This is a genomic window from Streptomyces sp. R41 (genome assembly GCF_041053055.1).
Classification (GTDB): domain Bacteria; phylum Actinomycetota; class Actinomycetes; order Streptomycetales; family Streptomycetaceae; genus Streptomyces.
This window is the reverse complement of sequence record NZ_CP163443.1, coordinates 2318561-2341184: the sequence shown is the minus strand read 5'-3', so window position 1 is coordinate 2341184 and position 22624 is coordinate 2318561. Positions and strand designations below refer to the sequence as shown.

Here is a 22624-nt window from a genome sequence, read left to right as displayed (position 1 = left end):
CTCCTGACGAACCGCGCCTGTGAGGAAGACCCGCGGTGTCACCACCCCCGCCTCCCCTCGGCCGCGGTCGCAAGCGCGCGGCCCAGGCATTCGACGCCGCGCTCGACGACGCCGAACTCGCCGCCGCGCGCAGCTCGTTGAACCAGGGGCGATGGACCGCGGTCCGCGCGCTGCTCGCCGCGACCGGCGACGACTGGGATCGGCGTGGCCATCGCGTCACCGTCCTCGCGCAGGAGTCCGCCGCGCTCGCCTGGGCCCGCGACTGGCAGCTCGCCGAACCGGAGTCCGCCGACGCCGCCGCACTCCTCGGCTGTGCCGCCGTCCAGCGCGCCCTGAAGGGCAAGGAACGCCCGGAGCGCGCCCGCGAGGCCTGCCACACCGCCGCGGCACTCGCGCCCGCCGACCCCACCCCCTGGCTCGGCCTGCTCGTCCTGGAGCGCTCCCTCGGCACCGAGGACGACGTGGTCCAGCTCTTCGACGAGGTGCGCCACCGCTGCCCCGACCACCACCACGCGCACCACCTGATGGTCGCCCGGCTCGCCGAGCGCCGCGCCGAAGCGGGCCAGGACCCGCTGCACGAGGTGTACGACTTCGCCAACTGGGCCGCCGAGCAGGCCCCCGCCGACTCGCCGCTCGCCATCCTCCCGGTCGTCGCGCACGCCGAGCGCTACCGCGTGCTCGCCGCCGCCGGCAGTGAGCCCGCTGATCCGGTCGCCTCCGGGCACTGGGTCGGCCGCCGGGCCCGCCAGGTGATGAAGGCCGCCTTCGACTGGTGGCTGGAGTGGGAGCGCGACGACCACCCGCGCCGCTTCATCGACCTCAACTTCCTCGCCCACGCCAAGTTCTGCGAGGGCCGGGGTGCCGAGGCAGCCGCCCTCTTCCACCGCATCGCAGAGCACGCCACCCCGGCGCCGTGGTCGTACCCGGACCGCGACCCGCACAAAGCCTTCCGTGCCGCACGCGACAGCGCGCTCGGCACGGTGTGAACGACCACGCGCGACCAACCCCTGACCACCCCTGAGATCCGAACTTCCGAAGGGACGACCCCGCGATGACGACGGGCAGTTCGAGCACATCGAGTACGTCGAGCACGGGCAGACCGGCCGCCGACGGCGGCGGCATCAGCACCTTCAAGGGACAGGAGCGCGCCCTGCGCGCCGACCGGCTGGGCACGGGCGGCCTGCTGCTGTCCGTCCTCGCGGCGACCGCCCCGCTCATGGTGGTCGCGGGTGTCATGCCCACCACATTCGCGGTGATGGGCATCGTGGGACAGCCGCTGCTCTTCGTCATCCTCGGCGTCGTCCTCGTGCTCTTCAGCGTCGGGTACGCCGAGATGAGCCGTCATGTCCACAACGCGGGCGCCTTCTACGCGTACATCTCACGCGGCCTCGGCGGCACCGCCGGCGCGGGCGCGGCGCTGGTCGCCCTCGTCGCGTACAACGCCCTCCAGGTCGGCATCTACGGCATCTTCGGCTTCGAGGTGTCCGGGCTGTTCTCCACCTACCTGGACCTCGAAGTCGCTTGGTGGATACCGGCGTTGGTGGCCGTGCTCGTCGTCGGCGCGCTCGGCTGGCTGAAGATCGACGTGAACGCGCGCGTGCTGGGCGTTCTGCTGGTCATCGAGGTCGCCCTCGTCGTCATCTTCGACATCGCCGCGGTCGCCGACCCGGCGAAGGAGGGCCTGTCGCTGCACGCCTTCAACCCCGACACCCTCACCGGCGCCGGAGTCGGCACCGCGCTGTGCTTCTGCATCGCCGCCTTCCTCGGCTTCGAACAGGCCCCCGTGTACGCCGAGGAGACCAGCCGCCCGCACATCCTCGTGCCACGCGTGATGTTCCTCGCCGTCGGCGGTGTCGCCCTCTTCTTCGCGCTCAGCTGCTGGGCGCTCACCGTGGCCACCGGCCCCTCGGGGATCGTCGGCGCCTCCCAGAAGCAGAGCGCGGGCCTGCTCTTCTTCCTCACCGAGTCACGGCTCGGCGGCACCTTCACGGACGTCCTGCACGTCCTGTTCGTGACCGGCATGTTCGCGGCGATGCTCAGCTTCCACAACGTCGTCGCGCGGTACGCCTTCGCCATGGGCCGCGAGGGACTGCTGCCCCGGGCGTTCGGGCGGACGACCGGCACCAGCGGGGCCCCCGGCACCGGGTCGCTGCTGCAGACCGCCGTGTCCCTGGTGTTCGTGATCGCCTTCGCGGTCGCCGACGACAAGCCGACCGGCGACCCGACCGCGCCCGTGCTGCACCTGTTCACCTGGGGCGGCAACATCGGCGCGCTCGGCGTCATCGTCCTGATGGCGGCCGCCTCGCTCTCGGTCATCGTCTTCTTCGTCCGCCGGGGCGCCGCCCGGGCCCAGGCCTGGCGCCTCGCCACGTCTGCCGTCGCGGGCGTCGCGCTGCTCGTCATCGCGGTCTACACGGTCAAGGACTTCGACGTGCTCGTCGGTGCGGGACCGGATTCCTCGCTGAGCTGGCTGCTGCCCGCGATCATCGGGGCCGCCCTGGTCGTCGGCGTGATCCAGGGCCTGGTGCTGCGCGCCCGCAAGCCCGAGGCGCATGCCCGGATCGGGCTCGGCAACGAGGCGTTCCAACTGGACAAGGCGGCCGAGTCCGCGTCCTGAGGCGGCCCGCCTGGAGCACGCTTCCTGAACGGCACGTAAGAAGTCATTACGGAACACTGACGGGCACCCGCCGCCGCTGGCCTTTTGGGGGTCGCGGGTGCTCGAATCAGTGTGTGAACCCTGAACAGCCCGAGGAGCGCGAACCGGAGCGATCCGACGAGCGCGCCCGGGAGCGGCCCGAAGAGCGAAGTCCGAGGCGGCCGGAGCTCCGGACTCCGAAGGCCCGGAGTCCGGAGCGGCCCGAGGCCCGGAGTCCGGAGCGGCCCGAGGAGCGCGGCGTGCCGATCGGACGCCGGGTGCTGCTCGGCACGCTCGGACTCGGCGCGCTCGGCGTGATCGCCGCGCCGCCGCTCCAGCGCGGTCTCGAATCCTTCCTCGCCGGTGCCTCCGAGAAGGACCCCACCGGCCTCACCGGCCTGCTGCCCAACGGCGGCGGCTTCCGCTACTACTCGGTGGCGTCGTCCGTCCCGCACAAGAACGAGACGAACTACCGCCTCACCATCGACGGCCTGGTCGACCACCCCAGGTCCTACACCCTCGCCGAGCTGCGGGCCCTGCCCCAGACCCGCCTCGTGCACGACGTCCAGTGCGTCACGGGCTGGCGGGTACCGGGCACCCCCTTCGAGGGCGTACGCCTGTCCCGGTTGCTGGACGCCGCGGGGGTGCGCTCCTCGGCCGGGGCGATCCGGTTCACCTGCTTCGACGGGACATACACGGAGAGCCTCACGCTGCGGCAGGCCCGTCGCGCCGACGTGCTGGTGGCCCTGCGCATGCAGGACAAGCCCCTCGGCCACAACCACGGCGGCCCCGTCCGCCTCTATGTAGCCCCCATGTACTTCTACAAGTCCGCCAAGTGGCTCTCCGGCATCACCGTCACCGAGGACGTCCGTCCCGGTTACTGGGAGGACCGGGGCTACGACGTGGACGCGTGGGTCGGCCGCTCGAACGGACGCGACGATGCACCCACGAGTTGACGACACCCCGGCGGTGTCGCCGCGTTCCTCCCGTGTACGGCGCTTCAGCCGCGCCGAGCACTGGGTGCACCGCGTGACCGCCCTGCTGATGGGTGTGTGCGTGGCCACCGCCGCCTGCCTCTACATCCCCCAGCTCGCCGAACTCGTGGGCCGCCGTGAGCTCGTGGTGCGCGTCCACGAGATTGCGGGGGTGATGCTCCCCGTGCCGGTCCTGGCGGGGCTGGCCTCCCGCGCCTTCCGCGCGGACCTGGGCTTCCTGAACCGCTTCGGGCCGCACGACCGGGTGTGGCTGCGCGCGGCGCTGCGGCGCGGCAAGAGCCCGAAGTCCCGCCCGGCGGGCAAGTTCAACGCCGGGCAGAAGATCTACGCGGCCTGGATCGCCGGGGCCTCGCTGGTGATGCTGGGCACGGGCCTGCTGATGTGGTTCACCCACCTCACCCCCCTGATGTGGCGCACCAGCGCGACCTTCGTGCACGACTGGCTGGCCCTGACGATCGGCATCGTCCTCGCGGGCCACATCGGCATGGCGCTGGGGGACCCGGAGGCCCGGGAGGGGCTGCGGACGGGGTCGGTGAGCCGGGAGTGGGCGGAGAGCGAGCATCCGCTCTGGCGTCCTTAGGCCGCCGGGTGCGCGGGTGGTTCTTTCGCCCCCTCCGCCCCTGCCCTCCCCCACTCTCGGCTTCGCTCGAGCGGGGGGGACCCCCATCGTCCCTGGGGGCCGCGCCCCCAGACCCCCGCAAAAAGATTGCGCAGTTCCCCGCGCCCCTTTTCAGGGACGCGGGGAACTGCGCAGGCAGGGGCGGAGGGGGCGAGCTACATCCCGAAGTCCAGCAGCACCTTGCAGGACCGGCTTCGGTCCGCCGCCAAGGCGAACGCCGACTCCGCCTCCCCAAGGGGCACCACCGCACTGATCAGCTCGTCGAACCGAGGCTCGACCGCGAGCAGCGCCAGCGCGTCGTCGAACTCCGCGTCGAAGCGGAACGCGCCCCGCAGCTCGATCTCCCGGCTCACCACCAGGTTCCCCGCGAACGGGCTCTGCCCGGGCGGCAGCATGCCCAGCTGGACCACGACTCCGCCGCGTCGCACGAGGCGGAGGCAGGTGTCGAGGCCCGCGGCGACACCGGACGCCTCGATGGCGACGTCGACCTCGGAGGGCCAGGAGGGATCGGCGGGATCGTCGGCCCGTACGACCGCGTCCGCGCCCACCGATACGGCGTACGACAGTGCCTGCGGCAGCAGGTCCGTGACCGTGACCCGCGCGGCGCCCGCGGCCTTTGCGGCGGCCACCACCAGGCAGCCGATGGGCCCGGCCCCCGTCACCAGCACATGGCGGCCGGCCACGGCCCCGGCCCGGCGTACCGCGTGCAGTGCGACGGACAACGGCTCGGCGAGCGCGGCCCGCTCGAGGTCCAGGTCCGCGGGCAGCGCCCGCAACTGGTCGGCCGGGACGACGACTTGGGCCGCGAAACCGCCCTGGACGTGCGGAGTGCGCGCCGCGCTGCCCAGGTACCGGGTGTCACGGCAGACGTTGGCGCGGCCGTCGACGCACTCGGGACAGACCCGGCACGCAGTGGCCGGGTGCACGGCAACGGCCGTACCGGGCAGCGGACCTGAGGCTCCGTCACCGTACGAGATCACCGTCCCGACGACCTCGTGTCCCAGCACCATCGGCTCGCGCAGCCGGAAGTCCCCGACCCCGCCGTGCCGCCAGTAGTGCAGATCGGACCCGCACACCCCGCCGTACCGGACGGCGACGAGCGCCTGGCCCGGGCCGGGGGAGGGCACGGGCAGTTCGTCGACCCGCAGGTCGCCCTGGCCGTGGATCACGCAACCGAGCATCGTCAAGTCCCCTTCAGAGCACACTCGTCATGCCGCCGTCGACGTACAGCACCTGCCCGCTGACGAAGTCCGCCGCGGGGGAGGCGAGGAAGAGCACTCCGCCGACCAGGTCGTCGGTGCGGCCCCACCGCCCGGCCGGGGTGCGCCGCCGCACCCACGCGCTGAACTCCTCGTCGGCCACGAGGGGCTCGGTGAGCTCGGTCTCGATGTAGCCCGGGCCGAGTCCGTTGACCTGCACACCGAGTGGGCCCCAGTCCGCGCACATGCCCTTGGTGAGCATCTTCAGCGCACCCTTGGTGGCCGCGTACGGGGCGATGCCCGGGCGGACGACCTCGCTCTGCAACGAGCAGATGTTGACGATCTTGCCGTGGCCGCGCTCGGTCATCCGGCGGGCCGCCTCGCGACCGACCAGGAACGCGCTCGTCAGGTTGGTGTTCAGGATCCGGTGCCAGTCCGCGTCCGTGAACTCCAGGAGCGGGGCGCGCAGTTGCATGCCCGCGTTGTTGACGAGGATGTCGAGCGGACCCACCCGCTCCTCGACGTCCGCTATTCCGGCGGCCACCGAGGGTCCGTCGGTGACGTCGAACACCGCGGTGTGGACGTCACCGGGCAGCTCCGAGGCGGCCTTGGTGAGCCGTTCGGCGTCGCGCCCGTTGAGGACGACCGTGCAGCCGGCCTCCGCGAGACCGCGCGCCAGCGCGAGCCCGATGCCGCGGCTGGAGCCGGTGACCAGAGCCGTACGGCCGCTGATGTCGAAGAGCGGGTGACTCATCTGCGTACTCCTAGATCACGAGGGACAGCAGCAGGACCAGTCCACCGGCCACCACCGAGATGATCGTCTCCATGACCGACCAGGTCTTGATGGTCTGGCCGACGTTCAGACCGAAGTACTCCTTGACCAGCCAGAAGCCGGCGTCGTTCACGTGGCTGAAGAAGAGCGAGCCCGCGCCGATCGCCAGGACGAGGAGGGAGGTGTGGGCGGTCGACATGTCGGCCGCGAGGGGTGCGACGAGACCGGCCGCCGAGATGGTGGCGACCGTCGCCGAACCGGTCGCGAGTCGGATGGCCACCGCGATCAGCCAGGCGAGCAGCAGCGCGGGGATCGACCAGTCCTTGGAGATGTCCAGGATCATCTGGCCCACACCGGAGTCGATCAGGGTCTGCTTGAAGCCGCCGCCCGCGCCGACGATCAGCAGGATGCCCGCGATCGGGGCGAGGGACTTCTCGACGGTCGTCGAGATGCGCTCCTTGGTGAACCCGGCCGCCCGGCCCAGGGTGAACATGCCCACGATCACGGCCGCGAGCAGCGCGATCAGCGGAGCGCCGACGATGTCGAAGACGCGCTGAGTCATGTTCGTCGGGTCGTCGACGATGATGTCCACCAGCGCCTTGGCCAGCATCAGCACGACCGGAAGCAGCATGGTGGCGAGGGTGGCGCCGAAGCCCGGACGCTTCTCCAGTTCCTCGGAGGCGCGGGTGGGGATCATGCGGTCGGGGGCCGGGACGTCCACCCAACGGGCCGCGTACTTCGAGAACACCGGGCCCGCGATGATCACCGTCGGGATCGCGACGAGGACACCGAGCGCGAGCGTGAGGCCGAGGTTGGCCTTGACCGCGTCGATCGCGACCAGCGGGCCGGGGTGCGGCGGGATGAGACCGTGCATCACGGACAGACCGGCCAGCGCCGGGATGCCGATGCGCATCAGGGAGTAGTTGCCGCGCTTGGCGACCATCAGGACGACCGGGATCAGCAGCACGATGCCGACCTCGAAGAACAGCGGCAGACCGATCACGGAGGCGATCAGGACCATCGCCCACGGCATGGCGCGCCCGCCCGCCTTGGCGAGGATCGTGTCGACGATCTGGTCGGCGCCGCCGGAGTCGGCGAGCAGCCTGCCGAGGATCGCGCCCAGCGCGATCAGTACACCCACGCCGGCGACGGTCGAGCCGAGCCCGGTCGTGAAGCTGAGCATGGTCTTGTCGAGCGGGGCCCCGGCGAACGCGCCGAGGGCGAGCGAGCCGATGGTCAGGGCCAGGAATGCGTGCAGCTTGAACTTGGTGATGAGCACGACGATGACGGCGATGCCCGCCAGCACGGCGATGCCCAGCTGAGCGTGGCCCGCCGAGGTGATCGGCTCGACGGCGTCCGCTGCCAGCATCTCGGCGCTGAGTCTGGTCACGGTTGATCCCTTGCTTGAGAAAGGTACGAACGGGGACAGGGGTACGGCGAAGGGTTACTGCGAGGGCTGGGCGAGCCTCTGGAGCGCGGCCACGGCCCGCTCGGTGATCTCCTCGGGGCCGCCCGACACGTCCACGGCGACGCCCGACTCGTCCGCCTCCAGCGGCTGCAGGGTGGCGAACTGGGAGTCCAGGAGCGCCGTCGGCATGAAGTGCCCCTGGCGGTGCGACATCCGGTCCTCGATGAGCTTGCGGTCACCGGTGAGGTGCACGAACACGACTCCGGGTGCCGCCGCCCGCAGCCGGTCCCGGTAACTGCGCTTCAGCGCCGAACTGCTGACCACTCCGCCGAGTCCGGCCCGCTCGTGCGCCCAGGCGCCGATCGCGTCCAGCCACGGCCAACGGTCCTCGTCGGTCAGCGGTGTGCCGGCCGTCATCTTGGCGATGTTGGCCTGCGGGTGGAAGTCGTCGCCCTCGGCGTACGGAACGCCGAGCCGGGCCGCGAGCAGGGGACCGATGGTGGTCTTGCCGGTTCCTGCCACGCCCATGACCACGACGACATGGGGGGTACGCGTCAGCTGCATCGTGCTCTCGCTGTCTTCATCGACATCTGATGTCGACGACACTGAAACTCATTAGGTACGACGAATTCAAGAGTCTGTGACATATAAGTCTGACTTTTTGTTCACGACGATGTCCTCGTACGCTGACCCCATGACCACACGGGGCCGGGGGCTGCACGCACATGTACTGGAGACCCTCGGGCCGGAGATCACGGCGGGCGAGTACCCGCCCGGCAGCGTGCTGCGCACGGACGAGCTCGCGCAGCGCTTCGAGGTGTCACGCTCCGTGATGCGCGAGGCGGTCCGGGTGCTCGAATCCATGCACCTCGTCGAGTCCCGCCGCCGCGTGGGCGTCACGGTCCGCCCCAAGGCCGAGTGGAACGTGTACGACCCTCAGGTCATCCGCTGGCGGCTGGCCGGCGCCGACCGCCCCCACCAGCTGCGTTCGCTCACCGTGTTGCGTTCCGCCGTCGAGCCGATCGCCGCGGGCCTGGCCGCCCGGCATGCCACGGCCGAGCAGTGCGCCGAACTCACCGAGTGCGCCCTGGGTATGGTCGCCACGTCACGCGGGCACCAGCTGGAGGCGTATCTCGTCCACGACGTCGCCTTCCACCGGGTGATTCTGAACGCGTCGGGCAACGAGATGTTCGCCCGTCTCGGTGACGTCGTCGCGGAGGTCCTGGCGGGCCGTACCCACCACGAGGTCATGTTCGAGGACCCCGACCCCGCCGCCGTCACCCTGCACGTCCAGGTCGCGGAGGCCGTACGGGAAGGCGACGCGGCCCGCGCGGAGGAACTCACCCGCGAGATCACGGTCGGCGCGCTCCAGGAGCTGGACATCCTGGCGCCGTAGGCCAACTGGTTCCTTCTGGTTCCACTGGTCGAGTTCTGCTGGTTCTACTGGTCGAGGAAGTCCCCGTCCACGTACACCCACGCCCCGTCGACCCGCTCGAAGCGGCTGCGCTCGTGCAGCGAGCCGCCCCGGTAGGAGGCCCGGAAGGTCACGGTCCCCGCGGAGTGGAACGCCGACCCCTGACTCGTACCGAGGATCTCCAGCCCCGTCCACCGCATCCCGGCGTCGAACTCCACCCGCGCCGGCCGCGTCCGCGGATGCCAGGTCCGCAGCAGATACCCCTCGTCCTCCTTCACGAAGGCGCAGTACCGCGACCGCATCAGCGTCTCGGCGGTCGGCGCCGCGGCCTCACCGCGGTGGAACCGCCCGCAGCACTTCGCGTACGGCTCGGGTAGTCCGCAGGGGCAGGAACGACTGGTCATGGCTGCCATTCTGCCGAGGCCTAGGCCGAGTCGGCGTTCGTCGGCGGGTACGTGGGCCGCGCGGGAAACGGCACGGCGAGCGTCGGCAGTGGCGGGAGGGCGGACTCGTACAGCCAGGCCGCGAACACGTCGTCCAAAGGCTCCGGCGCGAAGCGCGCGACGTGCGCGGTGAAGGCCGCCGTGGTGACCGCTCCGCCCCGGTGCAGGGTCGCCCAGCCGCGCAGCATGCGGAAGAACGCGTCGTCGCCCATCGCGCAGCGCAGCGCGTGCAGGGTGAGGCCGCCGCGCTCGTAGAGCCGGTCGTCGAACATCAGCTTGCGGCCCGGGTCGGACAGGACCAGGTCTTGCGGCCGCGCGGCCAGCTTCCGGTGCGCGGCGCCGGCCAGCTGCTGCGCCGGGCGCCCACCGGACCGCTCCGACCACAGCCACTCCGCGTACTTCGCGAAGCCCTCGTTCAGCCAGATGTGCCGCCAGTCCGCGATGGAGACACTGTTGCCGAACCACTGGTGCGCCAGCTCGTGCGCAACCAGCCGCTCCGAACCCCGCGCCCCGTCCACGTGGTTGGCGCCGAACAGCGACAACCCCTGAGCCTCGACGGGGACATCGAGCTCCTCCTCCGTCACCACCACCGCGTACTCGCCGAACGGATACGGCCCGAAGAGGTCCTCGAACAGCTCCATCATCGCGGGCTGGCGCGCGAAGTCCCGGGAGAACTCGGAGAGCAGATGCGCGGGCAGATGACCGGACTGCGGTATGCCGCCGAGACCCGGGTCGCCGAGCAGCACCGTCTGGTACTTCCCGATCGACAGCCCGACCAGATAGCTGGACGTCGGCGCCGCCTGCTCGTACACCCAGGTGGTCGTGGAAGCCTTCGTCGTACGCGTCAGCAGCCGGCCGCCCGCCACCACCGAGTAGGCGGAGGGTGTGGTGATCGAGATCTGGTACGAGGCCTTGTCGGCCGGGCGGTCGTTGCACGGGTACCAGGAGGGCGCGCCGATCGGCTGGCTCGCCACCAGCGCCCCGTCCTCCAGCTCCTCCCAGCCGAGCCCGCCCCAGGGGCTGCCCACCGGCTTGGGGTTGCCCGACCAGTGCACCTCGACGGTGAAGGCGGCACCGGCCCGGATCGGCTTGGGCGGGCGGATGCGCAGCCTGCCGCCGCGGTGCGTGTAGTGCGGTGCCTTGCCGTCGACGCGGACCCGGCCGATCCGGAAGTCGGCCAGGTTCAGCTGGAATTCGGTGAGCGGGGCACGGCCGGCTATGGCGTTGAGCCGCGCCGTGCCCGAGAGCCGGTTCGGGCCGGGGCGGTAGTCCAGCGCGAGCTCATACCGGTGCACCCGGTAGCGGGGATCACCGTTGGCCGGGAAGTACGGGTCCGATCCCACTGTCTGCTGAACGCTCACCGCTGCGACTGCTCCCTGCCCTGTGCTCGTACGACGTGCCGCTGTACCGCCCTTCGTATCCGATCCGGTCATGTCTTCTATGAACGCCATGCCTCGATCGGGTTGCCCAGCCAGCGGGTGTCGTCGGGAACGGACTCCGCCGCCATCACCAGCGACGCGGGACCCAGGGTGGAGCGGGCCCCGACGGTGCTGCCGGGCAGGACGATTCCGCCCGGGCCCAGGGTGGCGCCCTCACGGAGGACCACAGTATCCGTCCGCAAGATCCGGTCGTGGAAGAGGTGGGTCTGCAGGACACAGCCCCGGTTCACCGTCGCCGCGTCCTCCAGCGTCACCAGGTCCGTCTCGGGCAGCCAGTAGCTCTCGACCCAGGTACCCCGGCCGATGCGGGCGCCGAGCCCGCGCAGCCACGCCGTCATCAGCGGCGTACCGGGCACGGATCCGGCCAGCCATGGCACGGCGACGACCTCGACGAACGTGTCCGCGAGCTCGTTGCGCCACACGAAGCCGCTCCACAGCGGGTGCTCACCGCTCCGGTGCCGGCCCACGAGCAGCCACTTCGCCACGATGGAGACCAGGCACGCCACCGCGCCCACGGCGAGCAGCACGACCCCGGACAGGGCCCAGGCCCACGCCCCCAGCGCACTCAGCGCGGCCACCGTCAGCACCGCCAGCGCCGCCGAGCAGAACACCGGCACGATCCGGCACAGCTCCACCAGACCCCGAGCCCACAGCAGGTGCGCGGGCGGGTCGTACGTACGGCTCTGGTCGCCGTCCTGCGTCGAACGCGGCAGCTTCACCGGCGGCAGCCCCAGATACGAGCTGCCCTTCTTCGCCTTCTTCGGCGTCGCCGACAGCACGCCCACCAGACCGCCGTCCGGCACGCTGCGGCCGGGCGCCGTCATCCCGGAGTTGCCGAGGAACGCCCGGCGGCCGATCTCGGCCCGCCCGATCCGCATCCAGCCGCCACCGAGCTCGTACGGCGCGGTCAGCGTGTCGTCCGCGAGGAAGGCGCCCTCACCGACGGTGGTGAGGCTGGGCAGCGCGAGGACGGTGGAGACCTCGGCGCCCCGCCCGATCTTCATGCCGAGCAGCCGCAGCCACACCGGGGTGATCAGCCCGGCGTACAGCGGGAACAGCGTCTCCCGGGAGCGGTCCATCAGCTGCGTGACCGTCCAGGCCTGCCAGCCGATCCGGCTGTGCGTCGGATGCGTGCCCTCGCGCAGCCCCAGGCTCAGCAGGCGTACGGCGATCAGGAGCAGCAGCGCGTACGCGAGACCGAAGGCGAGCGTCGCCGGCACCAGGGCGAGCGCGGCACCACGCAGGGCCGCGCCGAGCCCGGCGTCCGCGCTCACGAACACACGGGCCACCAGGAGGGCGGCGACGCCCGCAAGGACGGGGAGCGCGCTCAGCGCGAAGCCGGTCGCCCCGTACATCGCCCGCCAGTAGGTGCCGCGCTGCGGCCGCTCCTTGGGCCACGCGCGCTTCGCCTTGCCGAGCTTGACCGCGGGCGCTCCGGCCCAGCGCTGCCCGGTGGGAATGTGTCCGGCCACGGCGGAACCGGGGGCCACCTCGGCCCGCTTGCCCACGCGCGCACCGGGGAAGAGCAGGCTGCGGGTGCCGACCACCGCGTGCGCGCCCACCTTCACCGGGCCGATCTCCAGCCGGTCACCGTCCAGCCAGTGACCCGACAGGTCCACCTCGGACTCGACGGCGGCACCCCGGCCCAGCTTGAGCATGCCGGTCACCGGCGGCAGCGAGTGCAGGTCGACGTCCGGGCCGACCTTGGCGCCCAGGGCACGGGCGTACCGCTCGAGCCAGGAACCGGTGAGCGAGGTCGCGCCGCTGAACTCGGCGAGCCGCTCGGCCGTCCAGAGCCGGAGGTGGACGCTTCCACCGCGCGGGTAGCGCCCGGCCTTCACATCGCGCAGCAGGAGCCGTGCCCCGCCCGCCGCGATCGCGAGCCGCCCCGGCGGGCTGAAGAAGACGAGCGCACCGGCGGCGACGAGCCACCACGACGCGCTCGGCGCCCACGGATACGGCCCGAACCAGTGCAGTACGTTCCCGAGCGCGGCCAGCGCCACGGTCCAGCGCAGGCCGAGGAGCGTGAACAGCGGGATCAGCAGGAGCAACTGGGTCGCCTTGGTGCGCAGCGGGACCGGCGCGATCGTCCGCTCGGCGCCGTCGTCCTGCGCGGACTTCTCCAAGTGCCGGGCCAGCTTGCGCAGGACGGGCTGCTGGTAGATGTCCAGGACGGCCGCGCTCGGATAGCGGGTGCGCAGCCTGGTCGTGAGCTGGGCGGCGGCGAGGCTGCTGCCGCCGATCGCGAAGAAGTCGTCGGACGCGCCGGCGACGGGGATGCCGAGTACCTCGCTCCACTGCTCGGCGAGCCAGGCCTCGGTGCCGTAGAGCTGTTCCTTCGCGCCGCCGGTCTGCAGGCCTTCCAGCGGCCAGGGCAGGGCGTTGCGGTCGACCTTCCCGGACGTCCTGGTCGGCAGGTCCTCGACCGGGGCGAGCAGCGGGACCAGGGCGGCGGGCAGCTCGGCGCGCAGCTTCTCCACGGCGGTGGCCTGGTCCCAGCCGTCCTGGGTGACCACATAGCCGACGAGCAGCTGGTTGCCGCCGCGGGCGGTGCGCACGGCGGCGGCAGCGCCCGCGACTCCGGGCAGGGCCTGCAGGGCCGCGTCCACCTCACCGAGCTCGATCCGGCGCCCGCCGAGCTTGATCTGCTCGTCGGCCCGTCCGAGGAAGATCAGGCCCTCCGGCTCGGCCTTGACCAGGTCACCGCTGCGGTACGCCCGCTCCCAGCCCAGCGACTCCAGCGGCGCGTACTTCTCCGCGTCCTTCTCGGCGTCGAGATAGCGGGCGAGCCCGACGCCGCCGATCACGAGCTGGCCGCTGTCACCCATGGCCACGGGTTCGCCGGCCTCGTCCACCACGGCCAGTTCCCAGCCGTTCAGCGGGAGCCCGATCCGGATCGGCTCCTCGCCCGTCATCAGGGAGGCGCAGGCGACGACGGTGGCCTCGGTGGGCCCGTAGGTGTTCCACACCTCGCGGCCCTCGGTCACCAGCCGCTGGACCAGTTCGGGCGGGCAGGCCTCGCCACCGAAGATCAGCAGCCGGACCTCGTTGAGCGTCTCGGGCTCCCACAGGGCGGCCAGGGTGGGCACGGTGGAGACGACGGTGATCTCCTGCTCGACCAGCCAGGGCCCGAGGTCGGCACCGCTGCGGACCTGGGCACGCGGCACGGGCACCAGACAGGCGCCGTACCGCCAGGCCAGCCACATCTCCTCGCAGGAGGCGTCGAAGGCGACGGAGAGGCCGGCCATGACCCGGTCACCGGGCCCGATCGGGTCCTCCGTGAGGAAGAGGTCCGCCTCGGCATCGACGAAAGCGGCGGCGCTGCGGTGACTCACGGCCACGCCCTTCGGCTTGCCCGTGGACCCGGAGGTGAAGATGATCCAGGCGTCGTGCTCGACACCGGGCCGCGCGGCGGGAGCCTCCGACCGGCCGCTCGCGGTCAGCTCGTGCCCGGCCCCGACGACCGCGCGCACCTCCGCCTCGCCGAACACCAGCTCGGCCCGCTCGTCCGGGTCCTCGGCGTCCACCGGCACATAGGCGGCACCGGCGGCCAGTACGGCGAGGATGGCGACGTACAGCTCGTTGGTGCCGGAGGGGACCCGGACACCGACCCGGTCGCCGAGGCCGACCCCGGCCTCGCTCAGCCGCCGCCGCAGGGTCTCGACCTCGAAGGCCAGGGCACGGTAGGTGAGACAGCGGTGCCCGTCGTCCAGCGCGGGCTCGTCGGGGTACGCCCGGACGGAGGCGTCGAGGATGTCGACAAGGGTGCGGGGCGAGGCGGCGGAGGAGGCGGAGAAGCGTGCGGGGTCGCCGAACTCCGCGCGCACCTCCTCGTCGAACAGCGCGAGTGCGGGGCCTTGCTCGAGGGCTGCCATCGGGTCCTCACGTGTTGTTCCCGGAGTCTCCGGGGCGCTGGTGGGCCCGCAGGTATGCCTGGGGATCTTCCGGTCCAGCTCCGAACAAGCGTGAAATTTTAGTACGACGCTAGCCGCGGACCTGGTCGTCAGCCATGCGAAGACGCCCTACCGGGGCACCGGAAGCCCTTGTTCCGGAGCTCTGACGTGGGGGTATGTCATCCTGACGAGATCTGCCCCACACATCGCCGTAACACAGGAGGAGGCACCCGGCGGGCCTCGCGTTCGACGGTGCTCGGGAACGGGCATCGTCAAGGCAGGGCCGTGCCACGCGGTTCCGGCGCTCCATTCCGAATATTCATACGGGCGGTGGTCAACTGCCGTACGACAGGCCGATGTTCGGCTTTCGCACGGCACTCGGGACCCCTACGATTCAGCTGCCCCACGGCAGCGGACAGCCGCGGGGCGGTATCGCGTGCCGGCAGGCGGCGACCCGAACAGGCCAGGCAGCACGGCAGTTCCGAGTTCACAGCGGACGACCGCAACCACGCAAGACGCCGTAGGCAGTGCCGAGCGGATCGCGAGGCGACGGCGACGGGCCCGTCCTGCGGGCGCCGTGGGGGAACGGGAGGGGGAAGTGGCAGTGGCGACATCCGAACGCGCCCGTGCCTGGATGCTGCCGGCGTCGGTTCCCGGCATCGTGCTCGGCGGGGTCGGTCTGCTGGGCCTCGGCCTGGTCGCCGGTCTGGTGGTGGATCCGTCCGCACTCGTCGGCACCAGCGGCTATGTCTTCGGCGCGGGCCTCCTGCTCGCCGTCGGCCTGTACGGGAGCACGTACTCGATCGACCTCCAGGCCGTGCGCGCCGACGTGCGCGGCGTGGTGGTGGCCGTGACGCTCGGCGTCGTCCTGAAGGCAGCGCTCATCACGGGGGTGATGGTGCTGGCGTTCGGGCGGCCCGAGTACCTGGTGCTCGGTATCGCGGTGGCCCAGATCGACCCGCTGTCCGTCGCGGCCCTCAGCAGAAGCGGACGCATGTCGCCGCGTGCCCGCTCACTGCTGGCAGCGTGGGCGTCGTTCGACGACCCGATGACGGTACTGCTGACGCTGTATGTCGCCGGTTACGCCTATACGAAGGCGGGGCACGAGGGCACACCTGCGGTCGCGGGCGGCGGCGCGCGCGGCTACGCGAACGGGATCGCCCTCAACGCCGCGCTGCTCGCGGGGGTGTTGCTCCTGTGGTGGGCCGGACGGAGAGCGGGGGCCCGGATGTCCGCCTCGCCGCGCGCCCGACGCGCCGGAACGGCTTTGGCGGGACTGCTCGTCGTGGCGATGCTGGCGCTCGCCGCGGGGAACATGCTGATGCTCGCGGTGGCGGTGGCAGGCCTCGTGGTGCGTACGGCGGCATTCGACAGGACGCTCGACCGCGCGGTCGGCGGCGCCTTCCTGGCCGCGGCTCTCGCGCTCGGGCTGTTCCTCGCGCAAGGCGTGGCGCTGCTGCCGGGATTCGTCCTCGGCGTCGCGGCGTTCGGCGCTCAGGCGGTGGTGGCGCTGGGGGTGATGCCCCTGTTCGTACGGGGCCTCGAACGGCGGGACTGGATCGCACTCGGGCTCGGCCAGCAGAACGGCATCACGGCCATCCTCATCGCGCTCACCCTGGAGCGCGACTTCCCCGGCACGGTCTCCACCGTCGGTCCCGCCGTGGTCACCGTGAACGTGCTGTACGGCACGTCGCATGTGCTGCTCGCACATTCGCCCCGCCTGCGGCGGACGCGCGGGCGCCGGGAACTCGTCGCCGATGACGAGCGTCCCTCCCCATGCGAAAAGCCGCCGGCGCAGGAGCCGTTGGCGAACGGGCGATCCCCGGCGTAACCGCTGTCCGGAGCGCCGCACACCCGGGCCCGGTACCGGAACGCGGGAATCAGGGGAGTCAGACGAGGGAACCGGCGCACGGCAGTGGCCGGACGGGGAGAGTCCGCATGGGGCAGGGGATGGAGCACGGCTTACCGGCATCACCACACGCCGACCGACAGCACGAGGACACGGTCGCGCTGTGTGCGGCTTCGCTGCCGCGTGCGGGTCGCGGGGGGCTGTTGAGGCAGGACTTGGCCGTGGTGTGTGCGGTGCTGTTCCCGCGCACCGTGCGCGGCGGCTGGTTGGGCCGGGAGTTGGCAGTGGTGCGTGCGGCCTCGCTGGTGGGCACGGGCCGAGGGGGGCTGTTGAGGCAGGACTTGGGCGTGGTGTGTGCGGGGGTGTTCCCGCGCATCGCGCGCGGTGGATGGCTGGGCCGGGAGTTGGCGGTGGTGCGTGCGGTCTCGCCGCCGGGCACCTCGGGCGGTGGAGGGTTGAGCCGAGGTGAGGTCGAGGGGCGAGAGGCGCCGTTGTCAGGCGCCGACGCGCTACCCGCGTCCCAGGGTGGGCCGAACGGGCGCCTGTGGCACCTCCCGTCCCCTTCCCGCGTCGGCGACGTCCACCGAACCAGCCGCGCAGGCCGCGGCTGCCGCCGTACCCGGCGGGCGGCCGCCGTCGCGGTACTGGTGCTGCTGGGCGTCACCGCCGCCCCGGCGTTCGCCGCGCCCGGAGCATCCGAGGAGCGCGACGCCCAACTCGTGTACTGCCTCGACACCTCGCACCGCGGAGACCTCGTCGCGGCCGCCGTACGTCTCGGCCTCCTCAAGGCCGACGCGGCCGCTCAGGACACGGTCAGACCCACCGGGTCCGGTGGGCGGATGACGCTGGAGAAGTGGGCCGAGCGCCGCCAGGACGACTTCGGACGGGCCTGCTCCGCGCTGATGGCGGCCGAGTCCGACTCCCCGGGCGCGGCGGCCAAGGACACCGCGGAGGACGACTGGTTCGTGACGCTCCTTAAATCACTGCCCCTGCTGGCGGCCGGTGCACTGATCACCCTCGGCGGCCAGCTCTCGGAGCGCGTTTCGGCCGAACGTCGGCAGATCAAACAGCAGTTGGACTCCGGCGAGGCGGCGTTTCGGACTGCCGTACGGGAGTACCTGGCGGCGTACGAGCGCGACGCGCACGCGGACCACACGGCCGTCCTCACCGCGCGCGACGCGCTGACCGGCACCCTCGCCCAGGTGGCCGGCCCCGGCGCCCGCCGTAGCGCGGCCCGCCGGCTGGCCGACGAACTGCCGCTGGCCCGGCCGCTCCCCGACGCCCGCGACGGCGCCTTCCTCGGGACGCACGCCCGCGCCCAGGAGGCACAGGGGGTACGACAGACCGTGGACGGCCGGCTGCGCATCGTGCCGGACCTCAACGGCCGTGCGCTGTACTGGAGATGGCGTACTTTGCGTGAACATCCCGCCCCCGCCACCCCTGGAGCGGCCGCATGACCGCGCCGATCCAGGACAACCCGTACGGCGTGTACGTACCGGGCAGCAGGCAGAGCCTGCCGGGGTTCGTCGTCCCGCCGAGGGCCGACCACCCGCTGGTGCCGTGGGAGGACGAGAGCCACGCGGGCCAGTGGGTGGACGTCGATCACGCGCGGGAGCAGCTGGACCTCTTCGAGCAGTGCCTGCTCAGACTCGCGGACCTGGTCACACCGGGGGTGGACCAGGGGCGCCTGGTGGTGGTGACCGGGCCCGTCGGCATGGGCAAGACCACCCTCATCCACCAGTGCATCTACCGGGCCCGGGAGTACATCAGGCAGCTGAACGAGGCGGCCGGCACCCCGCAGCCCGGCGCGCGCGGCCCCCTGGGCCAGCTCGTGGCGATGACCGCCGGGTACGGCAACGACGGCCGCGCCATCAGCGTCGACGAGAACGGCGACTTCGCGTCGACCCCGGCCATCAACGCCACCATCCGCGACAAGGTCGTCGCCAGGCTGCGCACGCACTTCGCCGGCATCGCGCTGGACCCGGCGATGTCCCAAGAAGCCCCGTTCAAGGCGTTCGGCGCGATCAGCGCGCTGCTGGCGCAGCAGGACGCACTGCTGTTCGCCGTGGTTCCCCACATCGACTGGAAGGACGTGGGCGTGCGGACCAGATTCCTCAAAACCTGCTTGAGTCATGCGCAGAGCCGGATCGTACTCCTCGTCGAAGTCAGCCATGGAACGACCGAGACCGCGGACGAGGTGGTCGCGGAGCTGCTGCCCAACGACGCGGTCACCCATCTCGCCCTCGGCAGCCTCAGGCCGGAGGACACCGTGAAATTCAGCCAGAGCGTCCGCTCGGGTCATCCCGACCCGGACGACGCACCCCCTCGCAACCCGGCGACCGCGGGGGACGAGCTGCTCCGCGTCCACCAGCAGTGGCAGCCCGCCGACGTACGGGAGTTGCGGCGGGTCTTTCACGCGGTGGCCGAAGGACAACGGCACTCGGGCAGAGTGCGGATCACCGCCGACGACCTGAGACAGCACACGTCGGGCGGATCCGGTCCGGACCTGCGGCGCCTGTGACCCCACCGCACGGCGCCGCCCCGTCGGCCCGACCACCCACGGGCTTTCGAACCAGCACCGCACCCCCGCACCCGCCCGCCGCTCGCATCGACGTCATCGGAAACACGAGGAGTGCCATCGTGGCCTCAGGCAGTGGAGACATCTGGCACAGCAACCCCTTCCCGCTGATCCCAGTCGTGCGCCTCGGCCCCTCCGCCGACCTCGGGGCCGCGCCGGTCGAAGCGGCGGACTCCGGAAACGCGACCGTCGGCACCCCGACCCTCAGGGAGCTCTCCCAACTGGTCGACGACTATCTCGCCGACCGTCCCGCCGGTGGCCGGCGCGGCAGGACGATCGCCCTGGTCGGCGAGTTCGGCCTGGGCAAGAGCCATGCGCTGCGCGAGGTGTACGCCACGCTCGGCGCCCGGTCGGACGGCCCCGCGATGTGGATCGTGGACGAGCCGGCACAGGACATGGGGCGGATGTACCGGGACCGGTTACGCGGTCCCGGCGACACCCCCAGGGGCCGCCGCGCGTTCGAAGGACTGGTCCGGGACTACTACGCGTACGTGACCGCCAATCGCGTCGGCGAACAGGGCAGCGATCCGCGCCTTGGCACGCTCGACGAGATAGCCGCGGGACTGCGGGACGGCAGTCTCGACCCGGACAAGGTGGTGTCGGCGCTGCGCTACGACCCGGAGGTGATCCACGCGGATCTGCGCGGCACGCTGGGCGAAGTCACCGAGCACCGCCGGTTCGCCACCGCGCTGGCGCTGCTCCAGGACCCGCCGTTCACCAGGATGGTGTGGAAGTGGCTGAACGGCGAAGAGCCCGCCGAGCCACTGCGCGAACGTGGCATCACCGAGGCCATCGGACCGTCGGCGGGCACCGGCGGACAGCAGTACACCGCGGCCGGCATAGACCGGGTCTTCGACGCGCTGGCGGTGCAGGGCTTTCTGCACGGCCGGGTCGGCAGTCCGTATGTGCTGCTGATGGACTCCCTGGAGAAGGTCCTCGACTGGCCCGAGGAGAGCCGGCGCACCTTCGTGGACGCCTTCGAACGCCTCGTCAACATCTATGCGAGCCGGGGCGGTCTCCTGGTGTTCTGCGTCTCGCCGGACGGGCTGCAGGCGCTGCGGGCGAGCGTCCACGAACGCGTGGTGCAGCTGTGGCCGACCGGCTTCGACCAGGACCTCACCGGTGAGCTGGTGGCGGCCTACGTCGAGGCGGGCCCCATCAGGAGCGGCCCGCGGGCGCGCCGGTCCGCCGGCCCGTTCGGTGCGGAGGCGCTGCGGCTGTTGTACGAGGTGACCGAGGGCGTGCCCCGCGAGGTGCTCAGGACCTGCCGCAAGGCCTGGCAGCTCAGCGAGGACGAGCACGGCTCGGTACGGGAGGTGACCGCCACGGCCGTGCTGGCGGCGGTCCGCTCACTGCACGAGAAGGTCTCGCGGCGGGAGGTCACGGCGGACGTGCACAAGGCCCTGGACCTGGGGCAGTGGCGCATCGCCTCCCGCGATCCGGTCCCGCCCCGCCTGTCGTCCCCGCCGGGGACCGACGAGGAGGTCCTGTACTGGCTCGCCCCCGCACCCAACAGCTATCTCGCGCTGATCCTCACCTCCTCCGTCCTCCTGGCCGACGACGCGGAACGGGTCGCCGCCCATGTGCACGGCCTGCGCAGCGCGGTGCATCCGGCACGGTTCGAGGCGCTGCTCGTGGTCAACGGCCATGTGTCGCAGTCCATGCAGGACCGCCTCGCGCGCTCGATCGGCTCGCGGCCGCTGGTATACCGGCAGGGGGCGTTCGCGCAGGGCGTCGACGAGGCGCTGCGGCAGCTCGGCAGGCGGCTCGAGGAGGACCGGAGGGAGGGGGATCTCGTCCAGCTGGGCGAGCGGATGCGCCGGGACCTGGAGCAGCAGACGGCTCAGCTCGCCGAACTCCGCCAGGCGATGGCCGCGTTGGCGCTGGAAGCGCGCCCGGGAGCGGTGCTGCCGCGTGCGGAGCCGTCCACGACGCCGCACGCCGGAGCGACGCCCGAGCCGGAGTCACCGGCGGCGGAACTGCCGGGGCCGGTGCGGCGCCGGTTCCTGGAGGCGCTGTCGGTCCTCGACACGGTGACCCGGCGGGTGGCCGGGCGGACCATGACACGGCGCAGCACCGCGACACCGGTGGAGCTGGGCGCGCTGGGCTGCGCAACGCTGGTACGGGCGCTGACGGAGGAGTTCCGGGGAGCCGTCGCGGCCTGGCACCGCACCGCGCTGCGGGGTGTGCCGACCGCGGACCAGCTGAGCGAACTGCGCCGGATCTGCCGGGAGTACGAGAGCGCGGTCGAGGTGTTGCCGGTGCACCTGCTGGGCAGTGCGGGCCCTCCGCACCGGTTGACCGCGGCCCGCACGGTGGAGGTGCTGGCCGAGGAGGTGTGGGGCACGCTCAGCGCGGCGACTGTGCCCTGATCTCACCGAGAGCGAGCGCGAGCCGACGCAGCCGGGCCTCGGCGTGGCCGACCTGCGTCTGGTCGAGGGTGACACCGACGACGAACTCGCGGGGCGAGAGCCAGGTGACGTACACCGCGCCCTCCTGCACGTCGAGGACGAGCCGGTCGACCGGCGGCTGGCCGTCCACCGCCGGCGCCACGAGATGCAGCGCGTCGGTGAGGCGGACCAAGTGGCCGCGCAGACCCCGGGAGAGGTCGCGGTAGGCGGTGCGCCGACTGCGCACGCTCACGTCCATGAAGCGCGGACCGAGTTCCGGCGCGTCGAAGACGTCACCGACGCATACCAGCGTCCAGTCGCGGTAGTAGCCGGCGTACTGGAGGTCGGTGGTGTTCACATGGTTGTGCCACAGGGCGCGCAGCCGCTGCTCGTAGGCGGGGACGGGCGCGGCGGCCGTGCCGAAGTCGATGCGCAGCGCCTCGTTCTCGGTGTCCGTGGAGGCGAGCCGCGGCGGTGCGTCCGGGGCGCCTCCGGGCAACTCGTCGGGCAGCGTGTGCACTTCGGTACGGACCCGGGTGACCAGGTGGTTCATGGCGGCGTCCATGGCGGGCACGCAGTCGGGGCTGTCGCTGAGGGCCGCCAGGTACTCACCCGGCTTGACACGCCCGCCCCACAGGCCGCCGCGCACGTTGGCGACGACGGTACGCATCAGCTCTCCGGTGCCCAGCGGACGCAGGACCGCGCCGAGGTCCTGCGCGCAGAGCAGCAGCCGACTGCCCGGCAGCGACTCGTCGTGCAGGTCGTCGTCGGCCTCGGTGACCAGACTGCTGAGGGGGGCCCGGTCGGCGCGGCAGACCACGAAGTCGAGGATGCCGTTGCTGTAGTGGGACAACGACCGGATCTCGGGAGCGGCGGCGGCCGCCTCCTCGCACATCGCCGTTATCCGGCCGTGGCGTTCGGCAGACCAGTGGTACTCCGTCAGGATGTCGATGCGGTGCGGTGCGGGGGCTGCCACGTGCGCTCGCCTTT

17 protein-coding genes are annotated in these 22624 nt (G+C 72.0%); 9 read left to right on the top strand and 8 right to left on the bottom strand.

Translation table 11 applies throughout. The annotated features are described in order from the left end of the window. Nucleotides 1–35 precede the first annotated feature (35 nt). From AB5J53_RS11020 to AB5J53_RS11005, 4 genes are all read left to right on the top strand, one after another. Nucleotides 36–986, top strand: a complete 951-nt coding sequence (locus AB5J53_RS11020) for a hypothetical protein (RefSeq protein ID WP_369245445.1) — start codon at nt 36–38, stop codon at nt 984–986. Between the two features lie 65 nt (nt 987–1051). Then, nucleotides 1052–2617 (top strand): APC family permease, encoded by a 1566-nt coding sequence (locus tag AB5J53_RS11015; RefSeq protein WP_369245444.1) that lies wholly within the window; start codon nt 1052–1054, stop codon nt 2615–2617. 278 nt (nt 2618–2895) lie between these two features. Further along, on the top strand, nt 2896–3591 hold the full coding sequence (locus AB5J53_RS11010) for a molybdopterin-dependent oxidoreductase (protein ID WP_369245443.1): 696 nt from the start codon (nt 2896–2898) through the stop codon (nt 3589–3591). Further along, nucleotides 3575–4210 (top strand): cytochrome b/b6 domain-containing protein, encoded by a 636-nt coding sequence (locus tag AB5J53_RS11005; RefSeq protein WP_369245442.1) that lies wholly within the window; start codon nt 3575–3577, stop codon nt 4208–4210. Before AB5J53_RS11010 ends, AB5J53_RS11005 begins: the two co-directional genes overlap by 17 nt. Nucleotides 4211–4404: 194 nt before the next feature. Here AB5J53_RS11005 and AB5J53_RS11000 read toward each other — a convergent pair whose 3' ends face one another. From AB5J53_RS11000 to AB5J53_RS10985, 4 genes are read right to left on the bottom strand one after another with little or no spacing between them, the layout of a single operon-like run. Further along, nucleotides 4405–5430, bottom strand: a complete 1026-nt coding sequence (locus AB5J53_RS11000) for an L-idonate 5-dehydrogenase (RefSeq protein ID WP_369252161.1) — start codon at nt 5428–5430, stop codon at nt 4405–4407. 13 nt (nt 5431–5443) lie between these two features. Then, nucleotides 5444–6202: an SDR family oxidoreductase gene (locus tag AB5J53_RS10995; protein WP_369245441.1), complete on the bottom strand. Its 759-nt coding sequence runs from the start codon at nt 6200–6202 to the stop codon at nt 5444–5446. 10 nt (nt 6203–6212) lie between these two features. After that, the gene (locus tag AB5J53_RS10990; RefSeq protein WP_369245440.1) at nt 6213–7610 is read right to left on the bottom strand and encodes a GntP family permease; all 1398 of its coding nucleotides are present in this window, start codon (nt 7608–7610) and stop codon (nt 6213–6215) included. 54 nt (nt 7611–7664) lie between these two features. Beyond that, the gene (locus AB5J53_RS10985) at nt 7665–8192 is read right to left on the bottom strand and encodes a gluconokinase (protein ID WP_369245438.1); all 528 of its coding nucleotides are present in this window, start codon (nt 8190–8192) and stop codon (nt 7665–7667) included. Between the two features lie 130 nt (nt 8193–8322). On the opposite strand from AB5J53_RS10985, the gene AB5J53_RS10980 reads away from it, so the two are divergent. Further along, entirely contained in the window at nt 8323–9024 is a 702-nt protein-coding gene (locus AB5J53_RS10980; protein WP_369245437.1) for a FadR/GntR family transcriptional regulator, read from the top strand. A 44-nt stretch (nt 9025–9068) separates the two neighbouring features. On the opposite strand, the gene AB5J53_RS10975 is transcribed toward AB5J53_RS10980, so the two are convergent. The 3 genes from AB5J53_RS10975 to AB5J53_RS10965 form a co-directional block, all read right to left on the bottom strand. Next, nucleotides 9069–9446: a YchJ family protein gene (locus tag AB5J53_RS10975; protein WP_369245436.1), complete on the bottom strand. Its 378-nt coding sequence runs from the start codon at nt 9444–9446 to the stop codon at nt 9069–9071. Nucleotides 9447–9466: 20 nt separating this feature from the next. After that, nucleotides 9467–10846 (bottom strand): M1 family metallopeptidase, encoded by a 1380-nt coding sequence (locus AB5J53_RS10970; RefSeq protein WP_369245435.1) that lies wholly within the window; start codon nt 10844–10846, stop codon nt 9467–9469. Nucleotides 10847–10923: 77 nt separating this feature from the next. Then, nucleotides 10924–14799, bottom strand: coding sequence for a Pls/PosA family non-ribosomal peptide synthetase (locus AB5J53_RS10965; RefSeq protein WP_369245434.1), 3876 nt, complete (start codon nt 14797–14799; stop codon nt 10924–10926). A 622-nt stretch (nt 14800–15421) separates the two neighbouring features. Here AB5J53_RS10965 and AB5J53_RS10960 point away from each other — a divergent pair. From AB5J53_RS10960 to AB5J53_RS10945, 4 genes are all read left to right on the top strand, one after another. Then, nucleotides 15422–16648, top strand: a complete 1227-nt coding sequence (locus AB5J53_RS10960) for a hypothetical protein (protein ID WP_369245433.1) — start codon at nt 15422–15424, stop codon at nt 16646–16648. Nucleotides 16649–16869: 221 nt separating this feature from the next. After that, nucleotides 16870–18123 carry a hypothetical protein gene (locus AB5J53_RS10955; RefSeq protein WP_369245432.1) on the top strand — a complete coding sequence of 418 codons (1254 nt, stop codon included), beginning with the start codon at nt 16870–16872 and terminating at the stop codon, nt 18121–18123. Continuing rightward, entirely contained in the window at nt 18120–19187 is a 1068-nt protein-coding gene (locus AB5J53_RS10950; protein WP_369245430.1) for a hypothetical protein, read from the top strand. Before AB5J53_RS10955 ends, AB5J53_RS10950 begins: the two co-directional genes overlap by 4 nt. 119 nt (nt 19188–19306) lie before the next feature. Then, nucleotides 19307–21616, top strand: a complete 2310-nt coding sequence (locus AB5J53_RS10945) for a hypothetical protein (RefSeq protein ID WP_369245429.1) — start codon at nt 19307–19309, stop codon at nt 21614–21616. Here the strand turns inward: AB5J53_RS10945 and AB5J53_RS10940 are convergent. Next, nucleotides 21594–22610 (bottom strand): hypothetical protein, encoded by a 1017-nt coding sequence (locus AB5J53_RS10940; RefSeq protein ID WP_369245427.1) that lies wholly within the window; start codon nt 22608–22610, stop codon nt 21594–21596. The genes AB5J53_RS10945 and AB5J53_RS10940 overlap by 23 nt on opposite strands. Nucleotides 22611–22624 lie beyond the last annotated feature (14 nt).